Annotated in this window: 23 protein-coding genes; 5 read left to right on the top strand and 18 right to left on the bottom strand. The window is 73.4% G+C overall.

Annotation, left to right across the window (positions count from 1 at the left end; translation table 11 throughout):
- Positions 1–26 precede the first annotated feature (26 nt).
- The 16 genes from RZ50_RS18025 to RZ50_RS17950 form a co-directional block, all read right to left on the bottom strand.
- Positions 27–734 (bottom strand): AfsR/SARP family transcriptional regulator, encoded by a 708-nt coding sequence (locus RZ50_RS18025; RefSeq protein WP_308271819.1) that lies wholly within the window; start codon positions 732–734, stop codon positions 27–29.
- 184 nt (positions 735–918) lie between these two features.
- Positions 919–1,206, bottom strand: a complete 288-nt coding sequence (locus RZ50_RS18020; protein WP_196951850.1) for a helix-turn-helix transcriptional regulator — start codon at positions 1,204–1,206, stop codon at positions 919–921.
- Positions 1,207–1,448: 242 nt separating this feature from the next.
- Complete coding sequence (locus RZ50_RS18015; protein ID WP_308271723.1) at positions 1,449–3,674, bottom strand: MMPL family transporter; 2,226 nt, start codon at positions 3,672–3,674, stop codon at positions 1,449–1,451.
- Positions 3,675–3,830: 156 nt separating this feature from the next.
- Positions 3,831–4,535 (bottom strand): 4'-phosphopantetheinyl transferase superfamily protein, encoded by a 705-nt coding sequence (locus RZ50_RS18010; protein WP_254802520.1) that lies wholly within the window; start codon positions 4,533–4,535, stop codon positions 3,831–3,833.
- 128 nt (positions 4,536–4,663) lie between these two features.
- Positions 4,664–5,824 carry an acyl-CoA dehydrogenase family protein gene (locus RZ50_RS18005; RefSeq protein WP_196951849.1) on the bottom strand — a complete coding sequence of 387 codons (1,161 nt, stop codon included), beginning with the start codon at positions 5,822–5,824 and terminating at the stop codon, positions 4,664–4,666.
- Positions 5,821–6,648 (bottom strand): hypothetical protein, encoded by an 828-nt coding sequence (locus RZ50_RS18000; protein WP_196951848.1) that lies wholly within the window; start codon positions 6,646–6,648, stop codon positions 5,821–5,823. Before RZ50_RS18000 ends, RZ50_RS18005 begins: the two co-directional genes overlap by 4 nt.
- On the bottom strand, positions 6,645–7,508 hold the full coding sequence (locus RZ50_RS17995; RefSeq protein ID WP_196951847.1) for a hypothetical protein: 864 nt from the start codon (positions 7,506–7,508) through the stop codon (positions 6,645–6,647). Before RZ50_RS17995 ends, RZ50_RS18000 begins: the two co-directional genes overlap by 4 nt.
- Positions 7,509–7,510: 2 nt before the next feature.
- Positions 7,511–7,774, bottom strand: a complete 264-nt coding sequence (locus tag RZ50_RS17990; protein WP_196951846.1) for an acyl carrier protein — start codon at positions 7,772–7,774, stop codon at positions 7,511–7,513.
- A 107-nt stretch (positions 7,775–7,881) separates the two neighbouring features.
- Positions 7,882–9,165 carry a type III PLP-dependent enzyme gene (locus tag RZ50_RS17985; protein ID WP_196951845.1) on the bottom strand — a complete coding sequence of 428 codons (1,284 nt, stop codon included), beginning with the start codon at positions 9,163–9,165 and terminating at the stop codon, positions 7,882–7,884.
- A gap of 2 nt (positions 9,166–9,167) precedes the next feature.
- Positions 9,168–10,577: an ATP-grasp domain-containing protein gene (locus tag RZ50_RS17980; protein WP_196951844.1), complete on the bottom strand. Its 1,410-nt coding sequence runs from the start codon at positions 10,575–10,577 to the stop codon at positions 9,168–9,170.
- An 85-nt stretch (positions 10,578–10,662) separates the two neighbouring features.
- Positions 10,663–11,595, bottom strand: coding sequence for a 3-oxoacyl-[acyl-carrier-protein] synthase III C-terminal domain-containing protein (locus RZ50_RS17975; RefSeq protein ID WP_196951843.1), 933 nt, complete (start codon positions 11,593–11,595; stop codon positions 10,663–10,665).
- A gap of 131 nt (positions 11,596–11,726) precedes the next feature.
- Complete coding sequence (locus tag RZ50_RS17970; protein WP_196951842.1) at positions 11,727–13,295, bottom strand: hypothetical protein; 1,569 nt, start codon at positions 13,293–13,295, stop codon at positions 11,727–11,729.
- On the bottom strand, positions 13,289–14,185 hold the full coding sequence (locus tag RZ50_RS17965; RefSeq protein WP_374199940.1) for an ABC transporter ATP-binding protein: 897 nt from the start codon (positions 14,183–14,185) through the stop codon (positions 13,289–13,291). The genes RZ50_RS17970 and RZ50_RS17965 overlap by 7 nt, the downstream gene beginning before the upstream one ends.
- A gap of 129 nt (positions 14,186–14,314) precedes the next feature.
- Positions 14,315–14,899, bottom strand: a complete 585-nt coding sequence (locus tag RZ50_RS17960; RefSeq protein WP_196951840.1) for a TrmH family RNA methyltransferase — start codon at positions 14,897–14,899, stop codon at positions 14,315–14,317.
- Positions 14,896–15,540 (bottom strand): class I SAM-dependent methyltransferase, encoded by a 645-nt coding sequence (locus RZ50_RS17955; RefSeq protein ID WP_196951839.1) that lies wholly within the window; start codon positions 15,538–15,540, stop codon positions 14,896–14,898. The genes RZ50_RS17960 and RZ50_RS17955 overlap by 4 nt, the downstream gene beginning before the upstream one ends.
- Before the next feature lie 137 nt (positions 15,541–15,677).
- Positions 15,678–16,145, bottom strand: a complete 468-nt coding sequence (locus RZ50_RS17950; RefSeq protein ID WP_196951838.1) for a carboxymuconolactone decarboxylase family protein — start codon at positions 16,143–16,145, stop codon at positions 15,678–15,680.
- Positions 16,146–16,346: 201 nt separating this feature from the next.
- On the opposite strand from RZ50_RS17950, the gene RZ50_RS17945 reads away from it, so the two are divergent.
- On the top strand, positions 16,347–16,544 hold the full coding sequence (locus tag RZ50_RS17945) for a hypothetical protein (protein WP_196951837.1): 198 nt from the start codon (positions 16,347–16,349) through the stop codon (positions 16,542–16,544).
- A gap of 26 nt (positions 16,545–16,570) precedes the next feature.
- Here RZ50_RS17945 and RZ50_RS30165 read toward each other — a convergent pair whose 3' ends face one another.
- Complete coding sequence (locus RZ50_RS30165; protein ID WP_217680605.1) at positions 16,571–19,363, bottom strand: lysylphosphatidylglycerol synthase transmembrane domain-containing protein; 2,793 nt, start codon at positions 19,361–19,363, stop codon at positions 16,571–16,573.
- A gap of 150 nt (positions 19,364–19,513) precedes the next feature.
- On the opposite strand from RZ50_RS30165, the gene RZ50_RS17935 reads away from it, so the two are divergent.
- From RZ50_RS17935 to RZ50_RS17920, 4 genes are all read left to right on the top strand, one after another.
- Complete coding sequence (locus RZ50_RS17935) at positions 19,514–19,780, top strand: UBP-type zinc finger domain-containing protein (RefSeq protein WP_196951835.1); 267 nt, start codon at positions 19,514–19,516, stop codon at positions 19,778–19,780.
- A gap of 120 nt (positions 19,781–19,900) precedes the next feature.
- Positions 19,901–20,173 (top strand): hypothetical protein, encoded by a 273-nt coding sequence (locus tag RZ50_RS17930; protein ID WP_196951834.1) that lies wholly within the window; start codon positions 19,901–19,903, stop codon positions 20,171–20,173.
- A 189-nt stretch (positions 20,174–20,362) separates the two neighbouring features.
- Positions 20,363–21,595 (top strand): serine hydrolase, encoded by a 1,233-nt coding sequence (locus RZ50_RS17925; protein ID WP_196951833.1) that lies wholly within the window; start codon positions 20,363–20,365, stop codon positions 21,593–21,595.
- 135 nt (positions 21,596–21,730) lie between these two features.
- Positions 21,731–22,708, top strand: a complete 978-nt coding sequence (locus RZ50_RS17920; RefSeq protein ID WP_196951832.1) for a sigma-70 family RNA polymerase sigma factor — start codon at positions 21,731–21,733, stop codon at positions 22,706–22,708.
- On the opposite strand, the gene RZ50_RS17915 is transcribed toward RZ50_RS17920, so the two are convergent.
- Positions 22,616–23,056, bottom strand: coding sequence for an STAS domain-containing protein (locus tag RZ50_RS17915; RefSeq protein WP_196951831.1), 441 nt, complete (start codon positions 23,054–23,056; stop codon positions 22,616–22,618). The two genes, RZ50_RS17920 and RZ50_RS17915, sit on opposite strands and share 93 nt — an antisense overlap.
- Between the last annotated feature and the right edge of the window lie 64 nt (positions 23,057–23,120).

The raw sequence follows: 23,120 nt of genomic DNA, 5'->3' as shown, positions 1-23,120 counted from the left end.
CGGGGCGAGCTGCCCTCGCCCCGGGCTCACAGGGACGGGTCCTGCATCAGGATCGCCTGGTACAGGTGGTGGAGCCGGCGGCTCGGTTTGAGCCCCAGCTCCTCGTCGAGCCACTTGCGGGTGCGGTGGAAGATGTCCACCGCCTCCGACTGGCGGCCGCAGCGGTACAGAGCGATCATCAACTGCTCGCTGAACCGCTCCCGTTCGGGGTACTGGGCGAGCAGCTGTTTCAGCTCGGCCACCACCGCACCGGCCTCGCCGGACTGCAACTGCGCCGAGATCAGGTCCTCGCGGGCCGTCTTGCGCTGTTCGTCCAACCGCAGTGCGACCGCTCGGCACCACGGTCCGTCGCTGGTGTCGAGCAGAGCCGGTCCGCGCCACATGGCCAGCGCCCCGCGGAGCGTGTCCATGGCCTCGTACGGCCGGTGCTCGACCAGCCCCGCACCCTTCTCCGCAGTCCGCAGGAAGCGGTACGCGTCGACCGCCTCCTCCGGGATGTCCAGCATGTACCCGTTGTCGACCGTGCGGATCAGCTCCTGGTCCGGTCTTTCCAGGCCGTGTTCGGCCAGGGACTTCCGCATCCGCTTGACGTTGGCCTGGAGGGCGTTGCGCGCGTTCTTCAACGGCGCCTCCCCCCACAGCTCGTCGATCAGCTCGTCGAAGGCGACCACCTGACCGGCGTTCAGCGCCAACATGGTGAGCATCACGCGGTTCTTCTTCGCCCGTAGACCCACGGTGCGCTGACCGTCCCCGATCAACAGTGGGCCTAATATGGAGATGTACACCAATTTCCCCGTTCCTAGCGGTGAACTCCAGCCACAGGCTTTTCCGTTGATTCATCAGGGCGTCACCACCAGTGGTGGTCGATTTGTTTGGAAGGGCCTGAAAAAGGGAAAAGCCGGGTATCATTCGCGCCGGTCAAGTATCGGACACGCGCGGCTCGTCCGGCCATGTACCTTCGTACATGAGTTGGTGGACCTGGGCCACCAGCCCGGCCTGGAGCCGCGACTCCACCCCGAGTTTTGCCAGGATGCTGGCGACATGGGCCTTGACGGTGCGTTCCGTGACGTGTAGTCGGTCGGCGATGCCGCGATTGGAATGGCCGGCTCCGATCAGGTCGAAGACCTGTCGCTCCCGGCTGGAGAGCGTCCCGACTCTGGAGAGTTCCTCGCGCCAGCGCGCCGAGGCGAGGCCGTCACCGTGCATGCCCCACCACCACACCAGCCCCCCCGCTTCCGTGGTGCGCCCCGTCGCAGATGCGCCCTCCTCCGGGAGGCTGCTCGCGCAACGACGAACGCGTTTGCGATTCTACAACTCCCGTAACAAACCACCCCAGGCCAGGCGCCGTCAAACCCCTCGTCGCGACCGGATCGCCGACGGGGTGTACGCACGAAGCGGCCGGGGAGGGCCGAAGCCCGTCCCCGGCCGTTCTGCCGGTTGCCCTGGTGTTACGGAAGTGTCGTCCGGGCGGCAGCCGAGGCCGCCGCGGCTGCCACCATCGCGGGCATCCGCGGGGTGCGGGCGACGGACTGGCGGGCGAGGCGGGAGGGCCACCAGGTCTTCCAGCCGAGCAGGGTGATCATGGCCGGCAGCACCACGATCCGGATCAGCGTCGCGTCCAGCAGCACCGCGCAGGCCATGCCCACGCCCATCTGCTTCATCTCGATGTAGTTGAGCGAGGCCAGCAGCGAGAACACGCAGACCATCACCACCGCCGCGCTGGTCACCACTCCGGCGGTGCGGGTGATGCCCTGCTCGACCGCCTCCCGGAGCGACAGCCCGCCGCGGGCCGCCTCCCGGATCCGGCTGACCACGAAGACGTGGTAGTCCATCGAGAGCCCGAGGAGGATCACGAAGAGCATCAGCGGCAGCCAGGCCACCACCCGCCCGGTGGACTCGAAGTGCAGCAGTCCCTCCGCCCAGGTGTGCTGGAAGATCAGCGCGAGCACACCGAAGGAGGCCACCGCGGAGAGCAGGTTGAGCACCACGGTGATCAGCGCCAGCACCAGCGAGCGGAAGGCCAGGGCCATCACCAGGAAGGTCAGCGCCAGGGCCACCCCGAGCACCCAGGGCATCTTGTCCATCACGTTCGCCCGGTAGTCCACGTCGTAGGCCACGTCGCTGCCGCCGACCGCGAACTGGGCGCCCTCGACCGCGCCGAGGGTCTGCGGGACGAGGTCCCCGCGCAGCCGCTCCAGCGAGGCGCGGGCCTGCGGCGAGCCGCTGTCGAACTGGGTGCCGATCGCCACCGTGGCCACCGTGCCGTCCGCCGAGGTCCGCACCACCGGGGCGGGGTCGTGGACGAACAGGTCGTCCGTCATCGCGAGTTGGACCAGCTCGTCCACCGCCGTGCCCAGCTCCGCCGACCGGTCGGCCGGGACCTTCACGGCGACCGTGTGGGTGTCGGACTGGCTCGGGAAGGAGTGGGTCAGCCGCTCGTAGGACTGCATCGCCGGGATGGACCGGGGCAGGTCGTCGATCCCGGTGGCCTTGAGCTTCAGCCCGAGCGCGGGCAGCGCGAGCAGCAGCAGCGCGCCGACCGAGGCCACCAGCGCGATCACCGGGTGGCGCAGCGAGGGCTTGAGCATCGTCGACCAGAGCCGGGGCTTGACCCCGCCCCGCTGGGTGAACCGCCACACCAGCGGCACCCGTGGCGCGTCCAGGTAGCGGCCGAACCGGGACAGCATGGCCGGCAGCACCGTCAGCGAGGAGATGATGGCGATCGCCACCACGATCACCGCGCCGGTGGCCATCGACTCGAAGGCGATGTGCCCGGCCAGGTAGAGCGCGCCCATCGAGACCAGCACGACCACACCGGAGACCAGCACCGAGTGCCCGGAGGTGGCGGCGGCGATCTCGATCGCGTCGATGTTGTCGGCGCCCAGTGCCCGCTCCTCGCGCTGGCGCTTGAGGTAGAAGAGCGAGTAGTCGACGCCGATCGCCATGCCCATCAGGACCATGAACTGGGTGACCGGCCCGGGATCGGGGATCCACTGCGAGGCCACCCCCCACAGGCCGAGCCCGGCCAGCACCGAGGAGAGGCCGAGCACCACCGGGACGCTCGCGGCGACGATCGCGCCGAAGACGAAGACCATCACCAGCAGGGTCACCGGCAGGCTCAGCACGGTGGCCTTGCCCAGGTCCCTGCTCAGCATCTCGTTCAGTCCGGCCTTGATCGAGCCGGCGCCGACCAGCTCCATCCGCAGGTCGGTGTGCTCCTTCCGGGACCGGTCGACGGAGTCCAGCAGCGGCTGCACCCGGTTGGCGGCGGTCTCCGGGTCCCCCTCCAGGGTGACCGGGACCAGCAGGGCGGAGCCGTCCGGGGCGGACTGCGGCTTGCCGATCGAGGCGATGCCGCCCAGGGTGCTCAGGTCCCGGACGGCGTCCACGGCGGCGGAGCGCGCGCGGACCGGGTCGAGGGCGCCGCCGCCCCAGGCGGTGATGAGGAGGTTCTCCACGGCGCGGTCCTGGAGGCCGCCGCTGCGGGCGATCGCGGCGGCCCGGCCCGACTGTCCGATGGAGAGGTCGGAGTTGGTGGCCTGCCGGGTGCCGGTGACGCCGCCGACCACCAGGGCGCCGACCACGAACACCACCCAGAGCGCGATCGCCCACCAGGGGTGGACAGCGCTCCACCGAGCCGCCCTGGTGATCACGTTCCTGCCTTCCACGATCACGTTCCCCTCCTCTTCAGCAGAATTCGCCCGGACCCGGGCACGGGCCGAACCGACGATCCGGCCGTGCGGTGCGGCGTGCGTTCGTACCGGAGAATCTAGTGACGATCCGGCACGTGATCACGGGTACAACTTCGCCGTTTCGAGGGGGAGTTTCTTCTACTTGACACCCGGTTTGTGCGGGGTGGGGTCGGAATCCCCAGGCGCTATTGGATACCACACTCCTCCGGAGACGCTGAAGGGTCCGTCGCCCAACAGCGCGACGGACCCCGCGTATTCCTCCGGGAGCGGCAGGTCGGCCACTCTCCAGGGCCCCGTGAGCGGCCCGGAATCCGGCGCGTGCACGGTGGCCTCGGCGGCCGGGTGGGCCACCGGGAGCGCCAGCCCCTCGGTGAGCCTGCCGCCCGAGGCCTTCACGCACGCCTCCTTCCTGGCCCACAGCCGGGCGAACGCCGACCGGCCGCCCCGGGCGACCAACTCCTCCTCCTGACAGGGGAAGAAGCGCCGGGACAGCCGGTGGACGTCCCGGCCGGAGCGGACCAGTTCGAGGTCCACGCCGACCGGCCGGGGGGCCAGCGCCAGCAGCGCCAGCTCACCTGAGTGGGACAGGCTGAAGTGCAGGCCGGGAGCGTCCGCGACCGCCGGTTTGCCCCAGCGGCCGCGGACGAAGCGCAGCCCGTCCGGAGGGCGGCCCAGCCGCTCGCCGAGCAGGATCCGGGTGGCGGCGTGCGAGACCACGAAACGGCGCCGCACCCCGGGCAGCCGACCGCTGCGGGCGCGGGCCCGTTCGTCCGCGTCGAGCAGTTTCTCCAGTTCCGCCAGAAACGGCGCTTCCTCCGTACCCGGTTGAATCGGACCGGACAATGGAATCCGCCAGACCAGGACCGATTGTCCGGTCCCGTACGGGACTTCCGCACTGATCGGATCTCCCGTTCCGATCGGGTTCCCGGTTCCGGTCGGATCCTCGGTCCTGATCGGATCCTCGGTCCTGTTCAGAGCCGGCCGACCTTTCCGGTGTGCAGTCCCTGGAAGAGGGTGAGCTTCTGGATGTTCCGGGTCCCCTCCATGAACTCCACGCCCCGGGCGTCGCGGGCGAGTTTGTCCAGCAGCGGGTGGTCCAGCCGGGCGCCGGGGCCGAAGAAGCCGGGCGCGCGCAGCGTGACCTCCTCGGCCACCTCGCAGGCCCGCGCCTTCGCCGCCGAGGCCAGGTACCCGTCGGACGGCTTGTCGTCCACCGCGAGCGCCGCCCGGTAGGTCAACCGCCGCGCCCCGTCGATCCGTCGGCCCAGCTCCTCGTACAGGTCCCGCTCGGCGCCCCGCAGTTCCTTGCGGTTGTCGCCGATGTAGTCGTGGGCGGCCCGGGCGATGCCGAGCGCGATCGCCGCGACGCTCGGACGCAGCCGGTTGAAGACCGAGACGATGCCCCACATCCCGCGGCGGGTCGGCGGCAGGTGGGCGCCGAGCACCTGCTCGGCGGGGACGTGCACCCGGTCGAAGGTGATCCGGCACAGCTGCACCCCGCGCAGGCCCAGGGTGGGCAGCGGCTCGGCCCGGTAGCCTGGGTCGGCGGTGTCCACCAGGACGGCCAGCACGCCGAGCCGCTCGGTGCCCGCGACCCGGGCGAAGACCGCGCCCAGGTCGGCCCGGGCGGCGTTGCCGACGTAGCGCTTCTCGCCGTCCAGCAGGTAGGAGCCGTCGCCGACCGGGGTGAGCGTGGTGGTCATCTCGCCGATGGCGGAGCCGCGGTCCGGCTCGGTGAGGGCGAAGCAGGTCCAGCGCGGGCGCTCGCCGAGGCGGCCGTACACCCAGTCCTTCTGCGCCTGGCTGCCGAGCACGCCGAGCAGTACCCCGGTCATCGAGGCGCCGGGGGAGCCGAGCATCATCCCGGCGTCGCCGCGCGCCAGTTCCTCGCTCACCAGGACCCTCTCCAGGGTGGCCAGGCCGTGTGCGGGGCCGCTGCCGGCCTCGGGGCCCGTGCGGTCCCACTCCGGGGGCGTCAGGTGGCCGGCCAGGAAGCGGACCGCGGGCAGGTCCAGGTAGCGGTGGACGGCGTCAGGGTCGCGGTCCAGTTCGAGGGCGCCCGCCCGCAGGTCGTCGGCCCACTGCCGGACGTGGCGGTGGGTGGTCCGGAGCGGGCCAGGCAGGGTTCTCACACGGTCCCCTCGGGGGTGTTGCGGTCGTTCTCGGAGTGCTGGGCAGGGCCGGGCCAGCCGCAGTAGACGTCGGCGAGCAGCTCGGAGGCGTACGCCGCCTGGCCGGGGCCCTCGGCGGTGAACCCGTACGCGCCGAGCAGCCGCAGCAGGGCGCGGTCGACCTCGGTGATCTGGGCCTGGAGCCGGGCCAGGGCGGGCGGGTCCAGCGGGAGGGCGGGGGCGAGCGGGGAGCAGCCGTCGGGGCCGGTCTCCTCGGCGTCCTCCGTCAGGTAGTCCAGCACGCCCTCGATCTCCAGCTGTTCGATCAGGGCGTCGGCGAGCGCGCCCTTGACCAGCTGCTGGAGCAGCAGCGAGGTGCCCTCGACCTTGCGGGTGGCGAGGTAGGCGACGCAGGCCTCGCGCAGCCGCTCGGAGTTGCCGAGCCGCAGCCAGGCCAGGCCGGCCCCCCAGGCGTCCGGGTCGGGGCCGGGCAGGGGCTGCGCGGTGGTGGCGGGGCCGAGGACGGCGAGGCCGGGCAGCGGGTCCGCCGGCTCGGCCTCGGGGCCCGGCCGGTGGCTGTCCGGCTGGTGGCTGTCCGGCCGGTGGCCGTCCGGTTCTGCCGGGGCGCTGGTCCCGGTGCGTTCGCCGTAGCCGCCGCGATCCGCGAACTCGCGGTACTCGACCAGGAGTTCGCGCGGGACAACGGCGTGTCCGCGCGGGCCGCGGGGCGGCGTGCTCGGGGACAGCGCGCGGGACAGCAGGGTCAGGGCGGGGACGAGTCCGTCGTTGCGCGCGCTGACCCTCGCCTCCCGCCAGTGCTCTCGCACCTCGGCCGGAACGGTCATCTGTGTCTCAACTCCCCCGTGTGGAGCGTGCAGTAGGCCAGGAAGTCGCGTTCCCGGTCGTAGTCGGCGACGACCACCGGCCGGTCGCCGCCGTCGACGGTGAGCAGTGCGGCCCAGCTCCCGGTGGCCGGGCGTCCGGCCACCGCCTCGGCCGAAGTGCCGTGGTGCGGCGGGAGGTCGGGGCAGTCCGCCAGGCCCGCCCCGGCCACCAGGGCCGCGTCCTGCGGCCACGCCTCGAACAGCGCCGCCCCGGGCCGCCCCTGGGCCAGGCCGTCCAGCGGCCGTTCGCCGCCGTCCCAGCGGAGCAGCAGGGCGACCGCCGAGTCGCCGCGGACGGCGGCCGGGGACGGCTCGGCAGGCAGCGGGAACGGCTGGGTGCCCTGGTCCACGACCAGCAGCAGCAGGCGCGACCAGCCGCACCGCCGGGCGTACTCCACGGCCACCCGCAGGGCGCTGAACGGCGCGAGGCCGCCCTGGTCGGACAGCGCGAAGGCGAGCGGCTCGCCGGGCAGCCGCCGCTTGACGCAGGAGGCGACCAGCTCGGTGTGCTCGAAGTCCGGGGCGGCGTAGGCCACCACCACCACCTCGGGGGCCTCCTCGGCGCTCAGCGGCCCGAGCGCGTCCAGCGCGCCGTAGGCCAGCTCCACCGAGGTGCGCCGCCCCGAGGCGGCGAACTGCTCACGGTCGAAGGACGCCCCGTAGAGCGCCCCGAGTTCCGCGTAGAACTCCTCCCGCGCGTCCCCGGGCCGGTACGGCTCGCCCGGCTCCGGCGGGGTGTGCACGGCGGCCCGGACGAGCCGGGGCAGCGCCGCGGGGCCGACCGGGTGCGGGCGCCGTACCGGCGCGGTCGCGCGGAACATGCTCAGGCGCTCGCTTCCGCGGCGACGAAGCCGGCCAGCGAGCCCACGGTCTCGAAGTGGGTCATGTCCAGCTCGTCGGCGTCGAACTGCACGTCGAGGATCTCCTCGATGGTGATGAGCAGTTCGAGCGCGCTGCTGGAGTCCAGGCCCAGCTCGTCGAAGAGGCGGACGTTCTCGTCGGCGCCGGAGACGTCCTTGTTGAGGACCTCCGACAGGCCCTTGCGGACGGCGTCGACGAACTTCGGGTCGGTCGCGGTGTCGCTCATGAGTGTGCTCCTCGCTGTGGTCCCGGCCGCCGGTCGGCGGGCCGGTGGGGTCCGGTGCGGCCCGGTGGGGCCTGTGTCGCTGGTGGGGCCGGTGCGGCCGGGGGCGGTCAGTCCTGCCGCGGGGAGGGCCGGTGGAGCCGCTGCCCGGCGAGCATCACGTCCACGTCGTCGCGCTCGCGGACCAGGTGCGCCCGTCCGTCCAGGACGAGCACCTCGGCCGGGTAACCGTGGCTCAGGAAGTGCACCGGCGAGGCGGTCGGCCCGTACGCGCCGGAGCGCTGCACACCGATCAGCTCGCCCGGCCGCAGCGCCGGCATCGGCACCTTCTTGCCGATCACGTCGTTGGGCGTGCACAGCGGGCCGGTGATGTGCCAGGGCTCGGTGGCCGGGTCGTCCAGCCGCTCCAGCGCGGCCATCGGGAAGTTGCGCTTCACGTACGAGCCGATGCCGACCGCCGCCATGTGGTGGTTGGTGCCGCCGTCGGTGACCGCGAAGTTCTCGCCCATCGAGGTCTTGGTGTAGCGCACCCGGGTCACATAGGTGCCGGAGGCGGCGACCAGGAAGCGGCCCAGCTCCATGATCAGGCGGGTGCCGGGGTGCCGCTCGGCGAAGTCCTCGATCAGCGGGTTGAGCCCGGCGGCCAGCACCGCGACGTCGAGGTCCTTCTCGTTGTCGAAGTAGGCGATGCCGAGGCCACCGCCCACGTCCACGGTCTCCAGCGGGAAGCCCAGCTCAGCGGAGAGCCGCTCGGCCAGGTCGAAGATCCGCCGGGTGTTCTCGACCACCGACTCCTCGGAGAGGATCCGGGTGCCCAGGTAGACCTGGACGCCCATCAGCCGCACGTTCGGGTGGCGGGCGGCGAGGCCCTTGCCCTCGGCCAGCAGCAGCTCCTCGTCGGTGCCGAACTGGCGAGGCTTGCCGCCCATGGTCAGGCCCGAACCCTTCACCTGGAAGCTCGGGTTGACCCGCAGCGCGACCCGCGCGGTGACGCCGCGCTCGCGGGCCAGCTCGTCGATCAGGCCCAGCTCCTCGACCGACTCGCAGACGATCGCGTGGATGTCCTCGTCCAGGCAGGCGGCCACCTCGGCGCGGCTCTTGCCGGGCCCGAGGAAGATGATGTCCTGCGGGCCCACCCCGGCCCGGCGGGCGGTGACCAGCTCGGTCAGCGAGGACACCTCGGCGCGGGCGCCGCAGCTGTGCAGCAGCGCGCAGATGGAGATGTTGGGGTTGGCCTTCAGCGAGTAGAAGACCTCCATCGCGGGGTGCAGCGCCTCGCGCAGGCCCCGGAAGCGGGTGGTGATCTCCTCGCCGTCGTACAGGTACAGCGGGGTGCCGAACTCCTCGGCCAGCTCGGTGATCCCGAGGCCCTGCACCTCGAATGCGACGCTCACGCTCAGCTCCGTTCCGGGTAGGCCGCGAGGCGGCTGGTGATGTCGGTGTCGATCTCCGCGATCTCCTCGTCGGAGGCGCCCACGAGGACGCCGTACAGCCGGCCCTCGAAGCCGTCGGCGCCGTCGGCGGCGGTTCCCGCGGCGGCGTTCACCGTGGCGTAGTTGTTGACGAACAGGCCGCGGGGGCGCGGGCCGCGACCGGTCAGCAGCAGCCCGTCCAGCACCTCGGCCAGCTCGGCGAAGGGCAGCGGGCGGGTCAGCCGCAGCGGGTAGTGGCGGGCTACGGCGACCTCCTCGGGACCGGCCAGACCGCCCTCGTGCACCACGTTCTGGTACGTGGACATGTTGTTGCGGGCGTTGATCTCGATCACCGGGTACAGGCCCTCGTCCGGGTCGACCATCGCGTCCACCCCGACCACGCCGTAGTAGCCGTCCGCGGCGAGACGCTCGCCGAGCCGCAGCGCCGTTCCGGCGATCTCGTCGACCTGGGCTCCGGTCAGCCGGGCCGGGATGCGGTGGCCCTTGTGGACGCCGCCCTCGGTGAGCAGCTCCTTGACGAAGTCGAAGTGCACCGAGCCGTCGCGGCCCACGGTGAACTGGTAGTTGAGGTCGCACCGCTTGGCGACCCACTCCTCGATCACCAGGGCGGTGCGCGGCGCCCCGCCCTCGGCCCTGGCCGCCTTCTCGGCCTGCTGGACGGCCATCCGGTGCAGCCGGCCCAGCCGGGTCGAGCTGTCCAGGACGACGATGCCCTTGCCGGACACCCCGAAGGCGTCCTTGAGCACCACCTTGCGCCCGGCGTCGAGCAGCTCACCGGCGGCGGCCACCGCCTCGGCCAGCTCCTCCAGGGTCTCGCAGGCCCAGCCGCGCGCCTGGCGGATGCCCAGCTCGTCGGAGAGGCGGCGGCTGTACACCTTGCTGTTGACCCGCTTGCAGACCGCGGCGGAGGGCGCACCCAGCGGCACCCCGGTGCGGGCGGACAGCTCCTCCTCGACGGTGGAGATGCCGTGCGCGGTCAGCCGGGCTCCCTCGGCGGTCAGGGCGGCGAGGGAGCGCAGCAGGGCCTCGTCGGCGAGGGCGTCCTCGCTGACGGTGCGCTGCGGGTCCTGGTCGGCCACCACGTGCACGGTGGGCAGTTCGAGGCCGAGGCCCTCCAGGTAGCCGCGGTAGCCCTGGTCCAGCGCGGTCTTCAGCACGACGTGGTCGTTCTTGCCGCCGAGCAGCAGCGCGAACTCGTCCATGCGGTTCACCACCGCGCTGCCCGCGTGCGAGGCGACCCGGGGCAGCGCGGGCTCGCCGAGCGCCCAGTGGTTCTCCACCTCGAAGTTGCCCAGGAACACCAGGGGGGTGTCCGCGGAACCGGTCACCGCGCGCTTGAGCCGCGCGCTGAAGCCGGCGGAGGGAAGGTGCATGTCGACCTCGTCAATTCTCGTGTGCGCCGGACCGGGAGGGGCCCTTGGGCGCCGTCAGTGCTCGAAGACCTCGGTGCTCGATGGCTCAGTGCTCGAAGACCATGGCGGCGAAGGTCGCCCCGAGTCCCACGCTGGTCATCAGGTAGCGGTCGCCGGGGCGCAGCCGCCCCAGCTCGGTGGCCTTCTGCAGGTTGATGAAGGGGTCGGCGCAGAAGCAGTGGCCGGTCTCGCCGATCAGGTCGAGGAAGACCCGGTCGATCGGCAGCCCGAGCTCCTTGCAGACGCCGATCCAGGACAGCCGGTTGACGTTGTGCGGCAGCACCAGCGCCAGTTCGTCCAGCCCGCAGCCGGCTTCCGCCAGGGCGGCCTCGATCACCTCGCACAGGCCGGGCCCGTACAGGTCCTGGAACTCCTTGGCGGCGCTCTCGCTCATGATGAACTCGTCGCCGAACCGGGTGTGGGTGCGCGACGCGTAGCCGAGCATCCGGTCCGGTCCGGAACGGTCCGCGCTCACCAGGAAGGCCACCGTGCCCTCGCCCATCACCGTCACGTCCGGGATGGACTGGGTGTGGGTGGTGCAGGCCTTCTCCCCGGCCACGACCAGGGCGAGCGCGTTCGGGTCCGGGTCGGCGGCGAGCAGGGTGCCGGCCAGGTCCACGGCGAGCAGCCCGGAGGCGCAGGCGTGGTGCGAGACGACGAACCCGGCGGCGTGCTCCAGGCCGAGTTCGGTCTGGAGCGGCCGCAGCGAGGTCATCGGGTACGGCAGCGGCGAGGGCATGGTGCGCGCCTGGAGGACGTACTTGACGCGCTGTTCCTGTCCGCGCAGCTCCACCAGCTTGGTCGCGGCGCGCAGCAGCAGCTCGGTCTCGGTCGCCGCGGGGTCGCGGCACACCTCGGCGAGCCCGTAGAAGCGCTGGTAGCGCCGCAGCTGAACATCCGTCAGCTGGAGTTCCTTCTGGAAGCGGGCGATCGGGATGGTGTCGGGAAGACAGCTGGAGACTGCCGTGATCGACGTCATGCCCACTACGGTCGCGCGCGGCGCTGACGCTTAGCTGACGCTGCGCTGACCGCCGCCGATGTACACCCGGCGGGGCACTCGGCAGGGCACTCGGCGGTGCCCCGGGCGAGGCACCCGGTGGGCCGCCCGCCTCAGCGGGCGGCGTGGCGTATCGCGTCCAGGGCGAGCGCGGCGGAGGCCAGGGCGGCGGCGAGGCCCGCGACCGCGAGCGGGGCCGGTGCACGGTCACCGGTGAGGCCGAGGAAGTCCAGCCCGGAGACGTGGTTGACCATCCCGTACCAGAGCATCGGGTAGACGGTCTGGAACAGCCGGGGCCCGCGCGTGACGGCGCCGCAGAGCATCGCCAGGGCCGGGACGAGCACCGCCCCCGCCAGAGCACCCCCGGCGGCCCGGGTCTGCCCGGCGCCGACCAGCCGCAGGACCGGCACGGCGACCACCACCAGCGCGGGGACGACCCCCGCGAGCAGGACGGCCAGCCCCCGGCGCAGGGGGGAGGGGCAGGCGCCGAGCAGTTCGTCGATGCTGCCGCCGCCCGCCCGGTGCCCCATCCGGGACCAGAGCAGCACCGGCCAGAGCATCGCGAACGGCAGCACCGAGTGGCTCGGCCGGTCCGGTGCGACGGCGGCCGCGATCGCCGCGAACGCGGCCGCCCCGGCCCACCACCGCCGGTCCGGTACCAGGATCCGCAGCTCCCCGAGCACCGTGTCGAACCCCGTGCGTCCCTCGCGGGCCGTGGTCAGCCGGGCCGGGTCCAGGGCGAAGCCCGCCGGGGCGGCGGCCGACGCCGACGCCGACGCTTCCGCGGCCGCCTCCGCTTCGGCCGGGCGGGCGCCGAGGCCGGCCGCCGACCCGTCGAAGCGCCGGAACCAGAGCGCCCCGAGCAGCGCGATCCCCACCGCCGCGCCGACCAGCAGCACCCCCACCGAGGCCGGACCGCCCGCCTCGCCCGGCCCGAGGCCGGGCCAGTCGAAGCTGCCGAGCACCCGGTTGTCGGCGGTCAGGCCGACCCCGAACTCCACCCCGTCCACCGGCCGCCCGCTCGCCGTGAGCGTCTCCCGGATCGACGCGGTGATCCGCCGCATGCCCAGCAGGTCCGCCCCGCCGGCCGACTGTGCGCCCAGCACCAGGGCCGTCCAGACCACGAACCAGACCAGGGCCCCGATCCCGCCGCGCAGCCCGGGCACGGTGTCGAACAGCACCGCGCACCCGGCCACCGCGGCCAGCAGCGGCAGCGTGATCAGGACGTACGGCAGCAGCAGCCGCACCACGTCCACCCGGCCGGAGTCCCCCTTGACCAGCTGCACCGCGAGGGCGGTGCCGGCCAGCGCGAGCAGCATCGAGCCGAACAGCAGCAGGTTGCTGCCGAACTTGCCCGCCAGGTAGCCGATCCGGCTCAGCGGGGTGGCCGCGAGCAGGCTGCCCACGCCGCTCTGCTCGTCCCGGACGATCGTGCCCCGGGCGATGCCGAAGCCCGCCAGCGAGAGCCAGACCGCGCCGCCGAGCGCCGTCACCGTCCCCACGTAGCCGCTGGTGTAGCGGCCCTGGAGGTCGGTCACCTGGAACACCTGCCAGCGGGAGTCCCCCACCGGCGCGGCCAGCAGGCCGAGGGCCAGGGTGCCGAGCAGCACGACCAGGTAGCCCGCCCGCCGGCGGCGCTCCCGGAAGTCGGCGAGGGCGATCGCTCCGATCCGCGTCACCATGCCGCCACCCGCCCGGGTACGGCCGGTCCGGCGGTGAGCAGCAGGTACGCGTCCTCCAGCCGGGGCGGTACGGGTTGCGCCTCCGGTGCGGGCGGGTGCCCGGACAGCACCCGGACGCTTACGCCCCGCGGAGTGCGGGTGGTGCCGCCGAGCAGGAACCGCGAACGCAGCAGCGGGAGTTGATCGGCGGCGACGGTCAGTTCCCAGACCGAGCCCTCGGCACCGAGGAGCAGCTCCTCCGGGCTGCCGTGGTGCAGCAGCCGCCCGGCGCCCATCACCGCGATCCGGTCGGCGGTGGCCGCCACGTCCGGGACGATGTGGGTGGAGAGCACGACGATCCGCTCGGCGCCGAGCCCGCTCAGCAGACCGCCGAAGCGCAGCCGCTCCTCGGGATCCAGCCCGACCGTCGGCTCGTCCACGATCAGCAGCGCCGGGTCGTTGAGCAGCGCCTGGGCGATGCCGACCCGCTGACGCATCCCGCCGGACATCGCCCCCAGCCGCTGCCCGGCCGCGCCCGAGAGGTTGACCAGTTCGAGCAGTTCCTCGATCCGGGCCCTGGCGGAGCGCCGCCGCAGCCCCTTGGCGGCGGCCAGGTAGCCGAGGAACTCGCGGGCGGTGAGCTGTGGGTAGACGCCGAAGTCCTGCGGCAGGTAGCCGACGGCGCGGCGCAGGGGCCCGGGCCGGCGGGTGATGTCCACGCCCTCCCACAGCACCCGCCCCGAGGTGGGCCGGGTGACCGTGGCCAGGATGCGCATCAGGCTGGACTTCCCGGCGCCGTTGGCCCCGAGCAGGCCGAGCACGCCGGGCCGCAGCGTCAGCGTGAAGGAGTCCACGGCGCGTTTGCCGCCGCGGTACTCCTTGGTGAGGTCGAGGATCTGGAGTTCGGTCACGACCGGAATGCTTCCGCCCGGGCCGGCTTCGCACATCTGCCGTTCGGCAGATATCCGCGGGGTTCCCGGGGCGGAGAACGCCGGAGGGGTGGGCCTTTCGGCACACCCCTCCGATCATCGGACCAGGCGTCAGTCCTCGTCGCCGAGGTCGCCGAAGTCGCCCCCGGCCTCGCTCCCGTCCGGCGTGCCGCTGATCGCGTACCCCTGGCGGCGCGCCTCGTAGCAGGCCACCGTCGCGGCCGCCGAGACGTTCAGCGAGCCCACCCGGCCCAGCTGCGGCACGAACACCACCTGGTCGCAGAGCGCCAGCGCCTCGGGGGTGATCCCGCGGTCCTCGTGCCCGAGCACGAAGGCCACCGCAGGCGTCAGCTCGGCGGCGAACATCGGCACCGCCTCGTCCGCCAGTTCCAGCCCGACCACCTTGAAGCCGTCCGCCTTCGCCGCGGCCACCGCCTCGGCGACGGTCGGGAAGTGCTCCACCTTCAGGTACTTGTCGGTGCCCATCGCGGCCTTCTGCGCACCGGAGGAGCGCACCGACGGGGTGTCCCCGGTCAGGTACAGCTTCTCGGCACCCATCGCCGCCCCGGTCCGGACCACCGAGCCGACGTTGAACGGCGACTGCAGGTTCTCCAGGATCATCGCGAGCCGGAACTCGTTGCTGCGCCGCCAGGAGCGGTGCAGTCGCTTCAGTTCGGTCCCGCGCAGCTGCTTCACGACGTCGTTCCCCGTCCACTCTCCGAGCCCTCGCCCGACTCCGGGCGGGGTTGTGCTTCCAGAATCCGGAACCCGTTGACCGACGTGACCCGGGAGGTCGGGTAGCCCTGGTCGTTGAGCCACTTCTGCAGCGAGTCCGAGCCCAGGTGCTTCTGCACCACCAGGAACGCCGAGCCGTCCGGGGTCAGCCGGCCGAGCCAGTGCGTCAGCAGCCCGCGCAGCGCGGCCTTGCCGATCCGGATCGGCGGGTTGGAGTAGATGGTGGCGAACCGGAGGTCCTCGGGGACGTCGTCCGGCAGCGCGGCCTGGACGTTGCCCAGCCGCAGCGCCTCGGCGTTCAGCCGCACCAGCTCCAGCGCCCGCTCGTTGACGTCCACCGCCCACACCGGCAGCCGCTTGCGGCGGGTCGCCCAGGTCAGCGCGATCGGGCCGTAGCCGCAGCCGATGTCCAGGATCGGGCCGCGCACCCGCGGCTGCGGGGCGTGCTCCAGCAGGATCCGGGTGCCCGGGTCGAGCCGGTTGCGGGAGAACACCCCGGCGTCGGTGGTCAGTTCGAGGGTGACGTCCGGCAGTGCGACCGTGATCGGCCGGCGCTCGCTGGCGACCTCGGGTGCACCGGTGAAGTAGTGCGAGCCGGACATGCTTTCCCCGTCGTTCGTAAGGGCCTGGGGGCCACCGGGTGGGTGTGGTTAAGCCCTGGGTACGGCACCGATCGTACCCCCGGTGGCCTGCGGCGCGTTCCGGGCGGCCGGGCCGTGCGGGCCTCCCGAGGGGGCTCCTACGGGGTGCCCGGGGTCTTGCGGGTGGCCACGTTGATCCGGTTCCAGGCGTTGATCGTGAAGCAGACCGAGATCAGCTGCGCCAGCTCCGCCTCCGGGAAGTGCTCGGCGGCCCGGGCGTACACCGCGTCCGTGACGCCGCCGTCGATCCGGGCGATCTCCTCGGCGAGCGCCAGCGCGGCCCGCTCGCGCTCGCTGTACACCCCGGCCGGGGCCTCGTGCCAGACCGGCAGCAGGTAGATCCGCTCGTCGGTCTCGCCGGCCTTGCGGGCGTCCTTGGCGTGCATGTCCAGGCAGTAGGCGCAGCCGTTCAGCTGCGAGGTGCGCATCTGCACCAGCTCGACCAGCGCCGGGTCCAGGCCCTCGCGGGCGGCGGCGTCCAGGGCGATCATCGCGCGGAACACCTTCGGGGCGGTGCGGGCGTAGTCGAGGCGGGCGGGGGCCGCGGTGGTTCCGTTCGTCGTCATGGCTACGACCCTAGGTGCGGAATGAACCCGTTCCTTGGGTCATTCAGGGGTTGGTTTTGTGGGTCAATTCGGCTTGGGGTGACAGGGGACGGGCAACCCGCCGGAGCGGTTCCCGCGCGTCGCGCCCTCGCGCCCGACGGCGGATACTGCCAGTACCGCCACCAGTGCCCTGCGAGCCTCCGAACAGTGAGGACGGACGCCATGCCGCAGAACCACGAGGACTACCTGATCGACGAGGTCGTCGAGATCATCGAGCCCGACGAGGAGCCCCCCACCGGAGACGAGTACGACGAGGTCGCCGAGCGTCTGGCCCTCGGCGCCGACCCGGCCACCAACGTCGCGGACGCCGCCGAGCAGAGCCGGGCCGTCCAGCTCGACGAGGACTACGACCGCGAGTAGTAGGCCCTGGGGCCGTCGGGCACGGCCTAGACGGCCTTGCGCCGCCGCAGCCAGGCCAGCGCCGCCCAGCCCGGCAGCACCGGCAGGATCAGTGTCAGCAGCCGGAACAGCGCCACGGCCGCCAGCGCCCCGCCCTTCTCCATCGACGCCGTCTGCTGCATCAGCCCGACCAGGAACGTGTCCACCGCGCCGGCCCCACCCGGGGTCGGTGCGGCGTTGCCCGCCGCGTTGCCCACCAGGAACACCACCGCCATCGAGGCGAAGGACGGCTCCCTGCCGATCGCCCGCACACAGCAGTACAGGCAGGCGATCAGGCAGAGCGACACCAGCAGTTGCCCGGCCACGCCCACCGACAGCCGACCCGGGTTGCGCAGCAGGTCCAGCAGCCGCGGCAGCACCTCGGCCGTCAGCGGCCGCAGCCGCGCCGCCAGCCACTGCCGGGCCGGCGGGATCGCCCACACCACCGCCAGCAGCACCGCCGCCACCGCCAGCCCGCCGACCACGGCGGGCAGCGCCTCCAGCTCCGAACCACCCGGCTGCACGTCCAGCAGGTAGACGAAGGCCCCCAGCTGCAGCAGGTGCAGCACCAGCCCGATCAACTGCCCCACCCCGACGCTGGACAGCGCCTGCGCGGTCGGAATGTTCGCCTGCTGCAGCAGCCGGGTGTTCAACGCGATCCCGCCGACGCCTCCGGGCGACACCAGCTTCACGAACGCCCCGGCCAGCTGCGCCAGCACCGCGTTGCGGAAGTCCAGCCGCTCCGGCACGAACCCGACGAACCCCATCGCCGCCGCCACGTGGCTCGCCCCGGCCGCGACCAGCGCCAGCACCAGCCACCAGGGATCGGCGTCCGCCAGCACCGCGACCGGGTTGTCCTCCGCCGCGAACAGCTGCGGGATCAGCAGCCACCCGGCCACCACCCCGCCGACCACGGCCATCAGCGTCCGCGGCCGCAGCCGCTCCAGCCGCACCGGGCGCACCACCACCTCCGGCCGGCCCCGCAGGACCTCCGCCCGGATCTCCTCCAGCAGGCCTCCGCTCCCGGGCTGCCCGTCGGTGCCGGGGGTGGGCCGGTCGGTGGGGGGCTGTTCCCCGATGGGGGTGGGCCGGTCAGTGGGGGGCTGCTCGTGGGTGGGGCCGCCCGTCGGTACCGGGGTCGGGGCGGGCTGCTCCCCGGCGGCCGGTGCTGCGGCGGACCCGTCGACGGGCTGCTCCGTCTGCGCCCGGGCGTCGCGGCCGCCGGTCACCCCGGTCCGGGGCGTGTTCGCGTCCGTGGCCGACCGGGCGGCCGGGACGGTCGGGTCGGGTATCGGCGCGGCCGTGCGGCGCTTGAGGGACTGGCGGGTGGTGCGGGTGAGGGCGATGGGCTGGAGGAGGGGGAGTGCGGCGCCGATGGGTCCGGGGCCGAGGACGGCGGTGGCGGTGCGGACGGCGCGGGGTGCGCCGGTGCGCAGGGCGAGCGTGGTGAGGAGCTGGGCGAGGTCGCAGCAGAGGACGAGTTCGCTCGCCGCGATGTCGCCGTCCGCGAAGTCGACCAGGTGGACCGCGCCGGTGTCGTCGATCAGCAGGGAGGACGGGACCAGGGCGCGGTGGGCGATCTCGCGGCCCTGCAGGAGGGCGAACTGGTGCCAGGCGTCCGTGAGGAGCTCGTCGGTGATCTCCTCGTCGGCGAGCTGGTCCAGGGTGCGGCCGGCCAGGCGCTCGTACGCGATCAGGGCGGTGTCGTGGCCGAGTCCGGCGGTGGCGGCGATGCGGCGGGTGCGGACGCCGGCGGCCAGGGCCGCGTACGTGACCAGGGCCTCGTGCTCCAGCCCGGTGCGCGGCGAGCGCAGTGCGCGGGGGTGCGGGGCGGTGCGCAGCCGCAGGCGGCGCCAGGCGCGTTGGACGGCGGCGGCGGTGACGGCCTGCCGGTCGAGGAGTTGGACGTCGAGTTCGGGCCGCCCCTCGGCCTGCTGGACCCGGTAGCGGTCGGGCCCGACCGGCACCGCCTCGATCGGCCGCAGTCCGCTGTCCCGCAGGGCGCGCAGGATCTCGCCGGGCCGGGGCCGCGGGTCGGGGGTGCCGACGGCGTAGAGGGTGCCGTGGGCGCCGGTCCAGCCGATGAGCAGGCCGAGCAGCAGTGCGGTGGGCGTGGCGTACCCGCAGGCCAGCCCGGCGAGGCCGGAGAGCGCGAGGACGGTCCAGGGCACCCGCCGTTCGCGGCTGCCGGAGGCGGTCATGAAGGCGAGGGCGGGGGCGAGGTAGCCGTAGACCGGCTCGGTGTGCCCGAGTACGTCGCCGGGCAGCCGCTGGGTGAGCGCGGCGGTCAGGGAGACCGGGGCGGAGCCGTCGATCCAGAGCTCCACGGCGAGGGTGGCGCCGTACGCGAGGACGGCGGCGAGCAGCCCGTCGGAGACCTGTTGGAGGGCGCGCCGCCGGTCCGGGCCGAGCAGGCGGCGGACGGCGAGCCCGACCGGCAGCAGCAGCACGGCGGCGGTGGTGAGCCCGCCGGCCAGGCTCGCCAGCGGGCGCGGCACCAGCGCGGCGGCCTCGGCGACGTCAGCGGCGAAGCCCCCGGTGGTGGCGCGGGCGTAGTCGGCGAGCAGCAGGGTGAGTGCGATCGCGGTCAGTCCGGTGAACAGCCGGATCAGGGCGACGGGTTGCCGGATCCGCCCGGCGTCGGTCACGGACCGTGCCCGGTACCGTCCGGTGCCCGCCGACCCGGGCGTGCCGGGCGCACCGGCGGGCCCGGACCCGCCGGCGCCTTCGGGCCCGCCGGTGTCACCGCCGGCCGTCCCCCCGCCGGTGTCGCTGTTCGTACTCCCCGTCACGATCGCCACGGGTGGCATGCTCCCATGCCGCCCGGGGGCTCGGCGCCGGGTTCCCGCGCCGGTGGGGGGTCGACCGCGCCGTCGACCGCGTCGCCCGCGCCGCCGGGGGCGGTTCGCGCTGAGCGGGCGGCCCGGACCGGGCCGTCATAGCCTGCCAGCATGAGCGCCTGCGAAGACCTCGCCGCGGCACCGGAGGACATCGAGCCCCTCCCGCCCACCGACGGCTGCGCCGACTGCCTGGCCCAGGGCCGTCGGGACTGGACGCACCTGCGGATCTGCCTGGACTGCGGCCACATCGGCTGCTGCGACTTCTCGCCGCAGCGGCACGCCACCGCGCACTTCCACAACACCTCCCATCCGGTGATCCGCTCCTACGAGCCGGGGGAGGACTGGCGCTGGTGCTTCGTCCACGAGGTCATGGGCTGAGCCGCACGACGGCTCCCGCAGTCGCAGCGACCCGCAACCCGGATAAAATCCGGACATAACGCCCGTGCGGCTCCTCCGGCCGGCACCCGCCCGGCCGTGGCCGCCGAAGGGAGGCCGACGATGACCAAGCGAACCCACGGCAGCACCGCCAGGTTCCGCCAGGGCGCCGAGGAACTGCTGGAACGTCGGGGCATGGCGAGCACGCCCAGCCGGCTCGGGCCGAAGCCGGCCGCCGGTGCGGTGTCCTTCTCCGCCGCCGGGAACGCCTCCGGTGACGCCTTCCGCCACGGCGGGCGCGACGCGGCGGCCTCGGCGATGCGCACCACCCCGGCGATGCACGCGGAGCTCAAGGGGCACCGGCACCGCGGCGCGGAGAAGCACTCCGCCCACTGACCCGCGGGCCGGAACCCCGCAGGGGCGGACGCCACCGGTACCCGGCGCCCGCCCCTGACGCACACTCAGGGATCTTTCTCCGGGGCGCATCGGGGCCGGTCCCCGATGCCCGGGCTCCGGGACGTCCCGAAGACTCTCTCCTGTCCGAGCCGCCGCCCCCAGGGCGGGCCGCCGTTGGAGAGAGGCCTCATGAACACCCGTACCCAGAGCCGCCGTTGGGCCACCCTGGCCGCCGCCGGAGCGCTGCTCGCCGCCGTCACGGCCGGTGCCGCGACCCCCGCCCTGGCCGCCGACGCCAAGCCCGCCGCCGGCGCGCCCGCCACGGCCGGCCTGCCCGGCCCGCTCGACCGGGACGCCCTCGCCCGGACCCTCGGCGCCCTGCCCGGCGACATCACCGGAGCCCTGGTCCGCACCGACGGCCCGGGCGCCCGGTGGCACGGCACCTCCGGGGAGGACGTCCCGGCCGACGCCCGGTTCCGGATCGGCAGCATCACCAAGGTGTTCACCGCGACCGTGCTGCTCCAGCTCGCCGGCGAGGGCAAGGTCGACCTGGACGGCACCGTCCAGCGGTACCTGCCGGGCCTGCTCCCGGCCGACTACCCGCCGGTCACCGTCGGCCAGCTGCTCGACCACACCAGCGGCCTGCCCGGGGGCGGCGGCATGACCTCCGGCGACGGCACCGCCGGATGGTTCGCGGCGCACAAGGCGGAGTACTTCAGCCCCCGGCAGGTCGTCGCCGACATGCTCACCCAGCCGATGAGCTTCCAGCCCGGCACCGCCCAGCAGTACAACGGCAACAACTACTTCATCGCCGGGCTGGTGATCGAGAAGGTCACCGGTGACAGCTACGCCGACCAGGTGCGGCAGCGGATCGTCCGCCCGCTCGGCCTGCACGCCACCTACGTCCCGGCCGCCGACGACCTCACCATCCGCGGCCCGCACGCCGACGGCTACGTGGACGTCCGGGCCGCCGACGGCACCACCGACCGGGTGGACGTCACCGAGCAGAGCCCGTACCCGTGGGCCGAGGGCGGCATGGTCTCCTCCGCCGCCGACCTCGACCGCTTCTTCGACGCCCTGTTCCGCGGCCGCCTGCTGCAACCCGCCCAGCAGGCCGAAGTGTTCGCCGTCCCCGACGTGCCGAACCAGCACAACAAGAACTGCGAGCTCGGCCCGACCGCCGGGCACGCCTGCTTCAGCAAGGGCGGCATGCTGCGCAGCGTGCTGCCGAACGGCACCGAGATCTGGGGCAAGACCGGCGCCCGTCCCGGCTACAGCAGTGCGGTCTTCGCCACCCGCGACCTCTCCCGCACCGTGGTGATCGGGCTCAACCCGACGGGCATCTCAGGAGAGGAGTTCCCCACCCTGTGGAAGCTGGCGACCACCGCCTTCGGCTCCGGCCAGGTGTACGGGAAGCAGTGACCCGGCATCAGTGTCAGTGCCGTGCGCTACGTTCCCCCCGAAGCGCCGAACCACTGATCCACTTGCTTCACTTGCTTTACTGATCCACTTGATCCACTTGATCCACAGCGCACGGCAGGACGACGGGGGCACACCATGACCGAGGTGATCACGGAGGAGCCGGTCGAGCTCCAGCTGGAGCGGTACCGCACCGAACTGACCGGCTACTGCTACCGGATGCTCGGTTCGGTCTTCGAGGCCGAGGACGCGGTGCAAGAGACCATGGTCCGGGCCTGGCGCGGGTACCGGGGCTTCGAGGGGCGGGCCGCGCTGCGTTCCTGGCTGTACCGAATAGCCACCAACGTCTGCCTGGACGCGCTGAACGGCCGCAACAGCCGGGCCCGTCCGATGGACCTCGCCGGTCCGGTGACGGTGGCCACCGCGAGCGACGCCCAGTTGCCCGAGGTGGCCTGGATCGGCCCCGCGCCGGACGGCCGGGTCCTCCCCGAGACGGGGGACCCGGCCGAGGTGGCCGCCCAGCGCGAGTCGGTGAAGCTGGCCTTCGTCGCCGTGCTGCAGCGCCTCGCGCCCCGCCAGCGGGCGGTGCTGATCCTGCGTGAGGTGCTCGGCTGGAAGGCCGCCGAGGTGGCGGAGCTGCTCGGCGTCACGGTGGCCTCGGTGAACAGCGCGCTGCAGCGGGCGCGCGCGGTGCTCGCCTCGGACGCCTCGGCCGCCCGTCCGGCCCCGGCCCTGGACGAGGGGCACCGCGCGCTGCTGGACCGCTACGTCCGCGCCTTCGAGGCGTACGACATGGACGGCCTCACCGCGCTGCTGCACGAGGACGTCACGCTCAACATGCCGCCGTTCGCGATGTGGCTGCGGGGGCAGGACGAGCTCCGGGCCTGGATGCTGGGCCCGGGGCACGGCTGCCGGGGCTCCCGCCTGCTCCCGGTGACGGCCAACGGCGGCCCGGCCTTCGCCCAGTACCGGCCGAGCCCGGAGGGCGGGCACACGCCGTGGGCGCTGATCGTGCTGGAGGTGTCAGAGGGCCGGATCACCGGGTTCACCAACTTCCTCGACACGGCCGTGCTCTTCCCGCTGTTCGGCCTCCCACCCCGGCTCGACGCCGAGTAGTCCCGCCTCGACGCCGAACAGTTCCGCCTCGGCGTCGAGCAGCTCCGCTTCGGCGTCGAGCAGCTCCGCCTCGGGGTCGACGGGTTCCGTTCCGGTGCCGAGCGGTTCCGCGAGGTCCAGCGGGTCGGTGGCTTCGGGCAGCACCGCCGAGAGCCCGCTGAACGCGAGCAGTTCCCGCAGCGGGCCGTGCGTGTTCAGCAGCACCACGCCCACCCCGTGCCGGGCGGCGGCGAGCCGCAGCCGGGCGAGCGCGTCGATGACGGCCAGGTCGGGGGCGGTCAGGGCGGCGAGGTCGCAGGTGATCACCGGTTCGCCGGTGGGGGGTTGCTCGTTCCGTCGGGTCTCCATACCGATGTGACTCCGGTGACGGCGCCGACTCATCGGTCCCGCCGGGTACGACGCCCTCCCCGCT

This window comes from Kitasatospora sp. SUK 42 (assembly GCF_015776785.2).
In the GTDB taxonomy this organism is placed as follows: Bacteria; Actinomycetota; Actinomycetes; order Streptomycetales; family Streptomycetaceae; genus Kitasatospora.
This window is presented reverse-complemented; position numbering and strand designations above follow the sequence as displayed.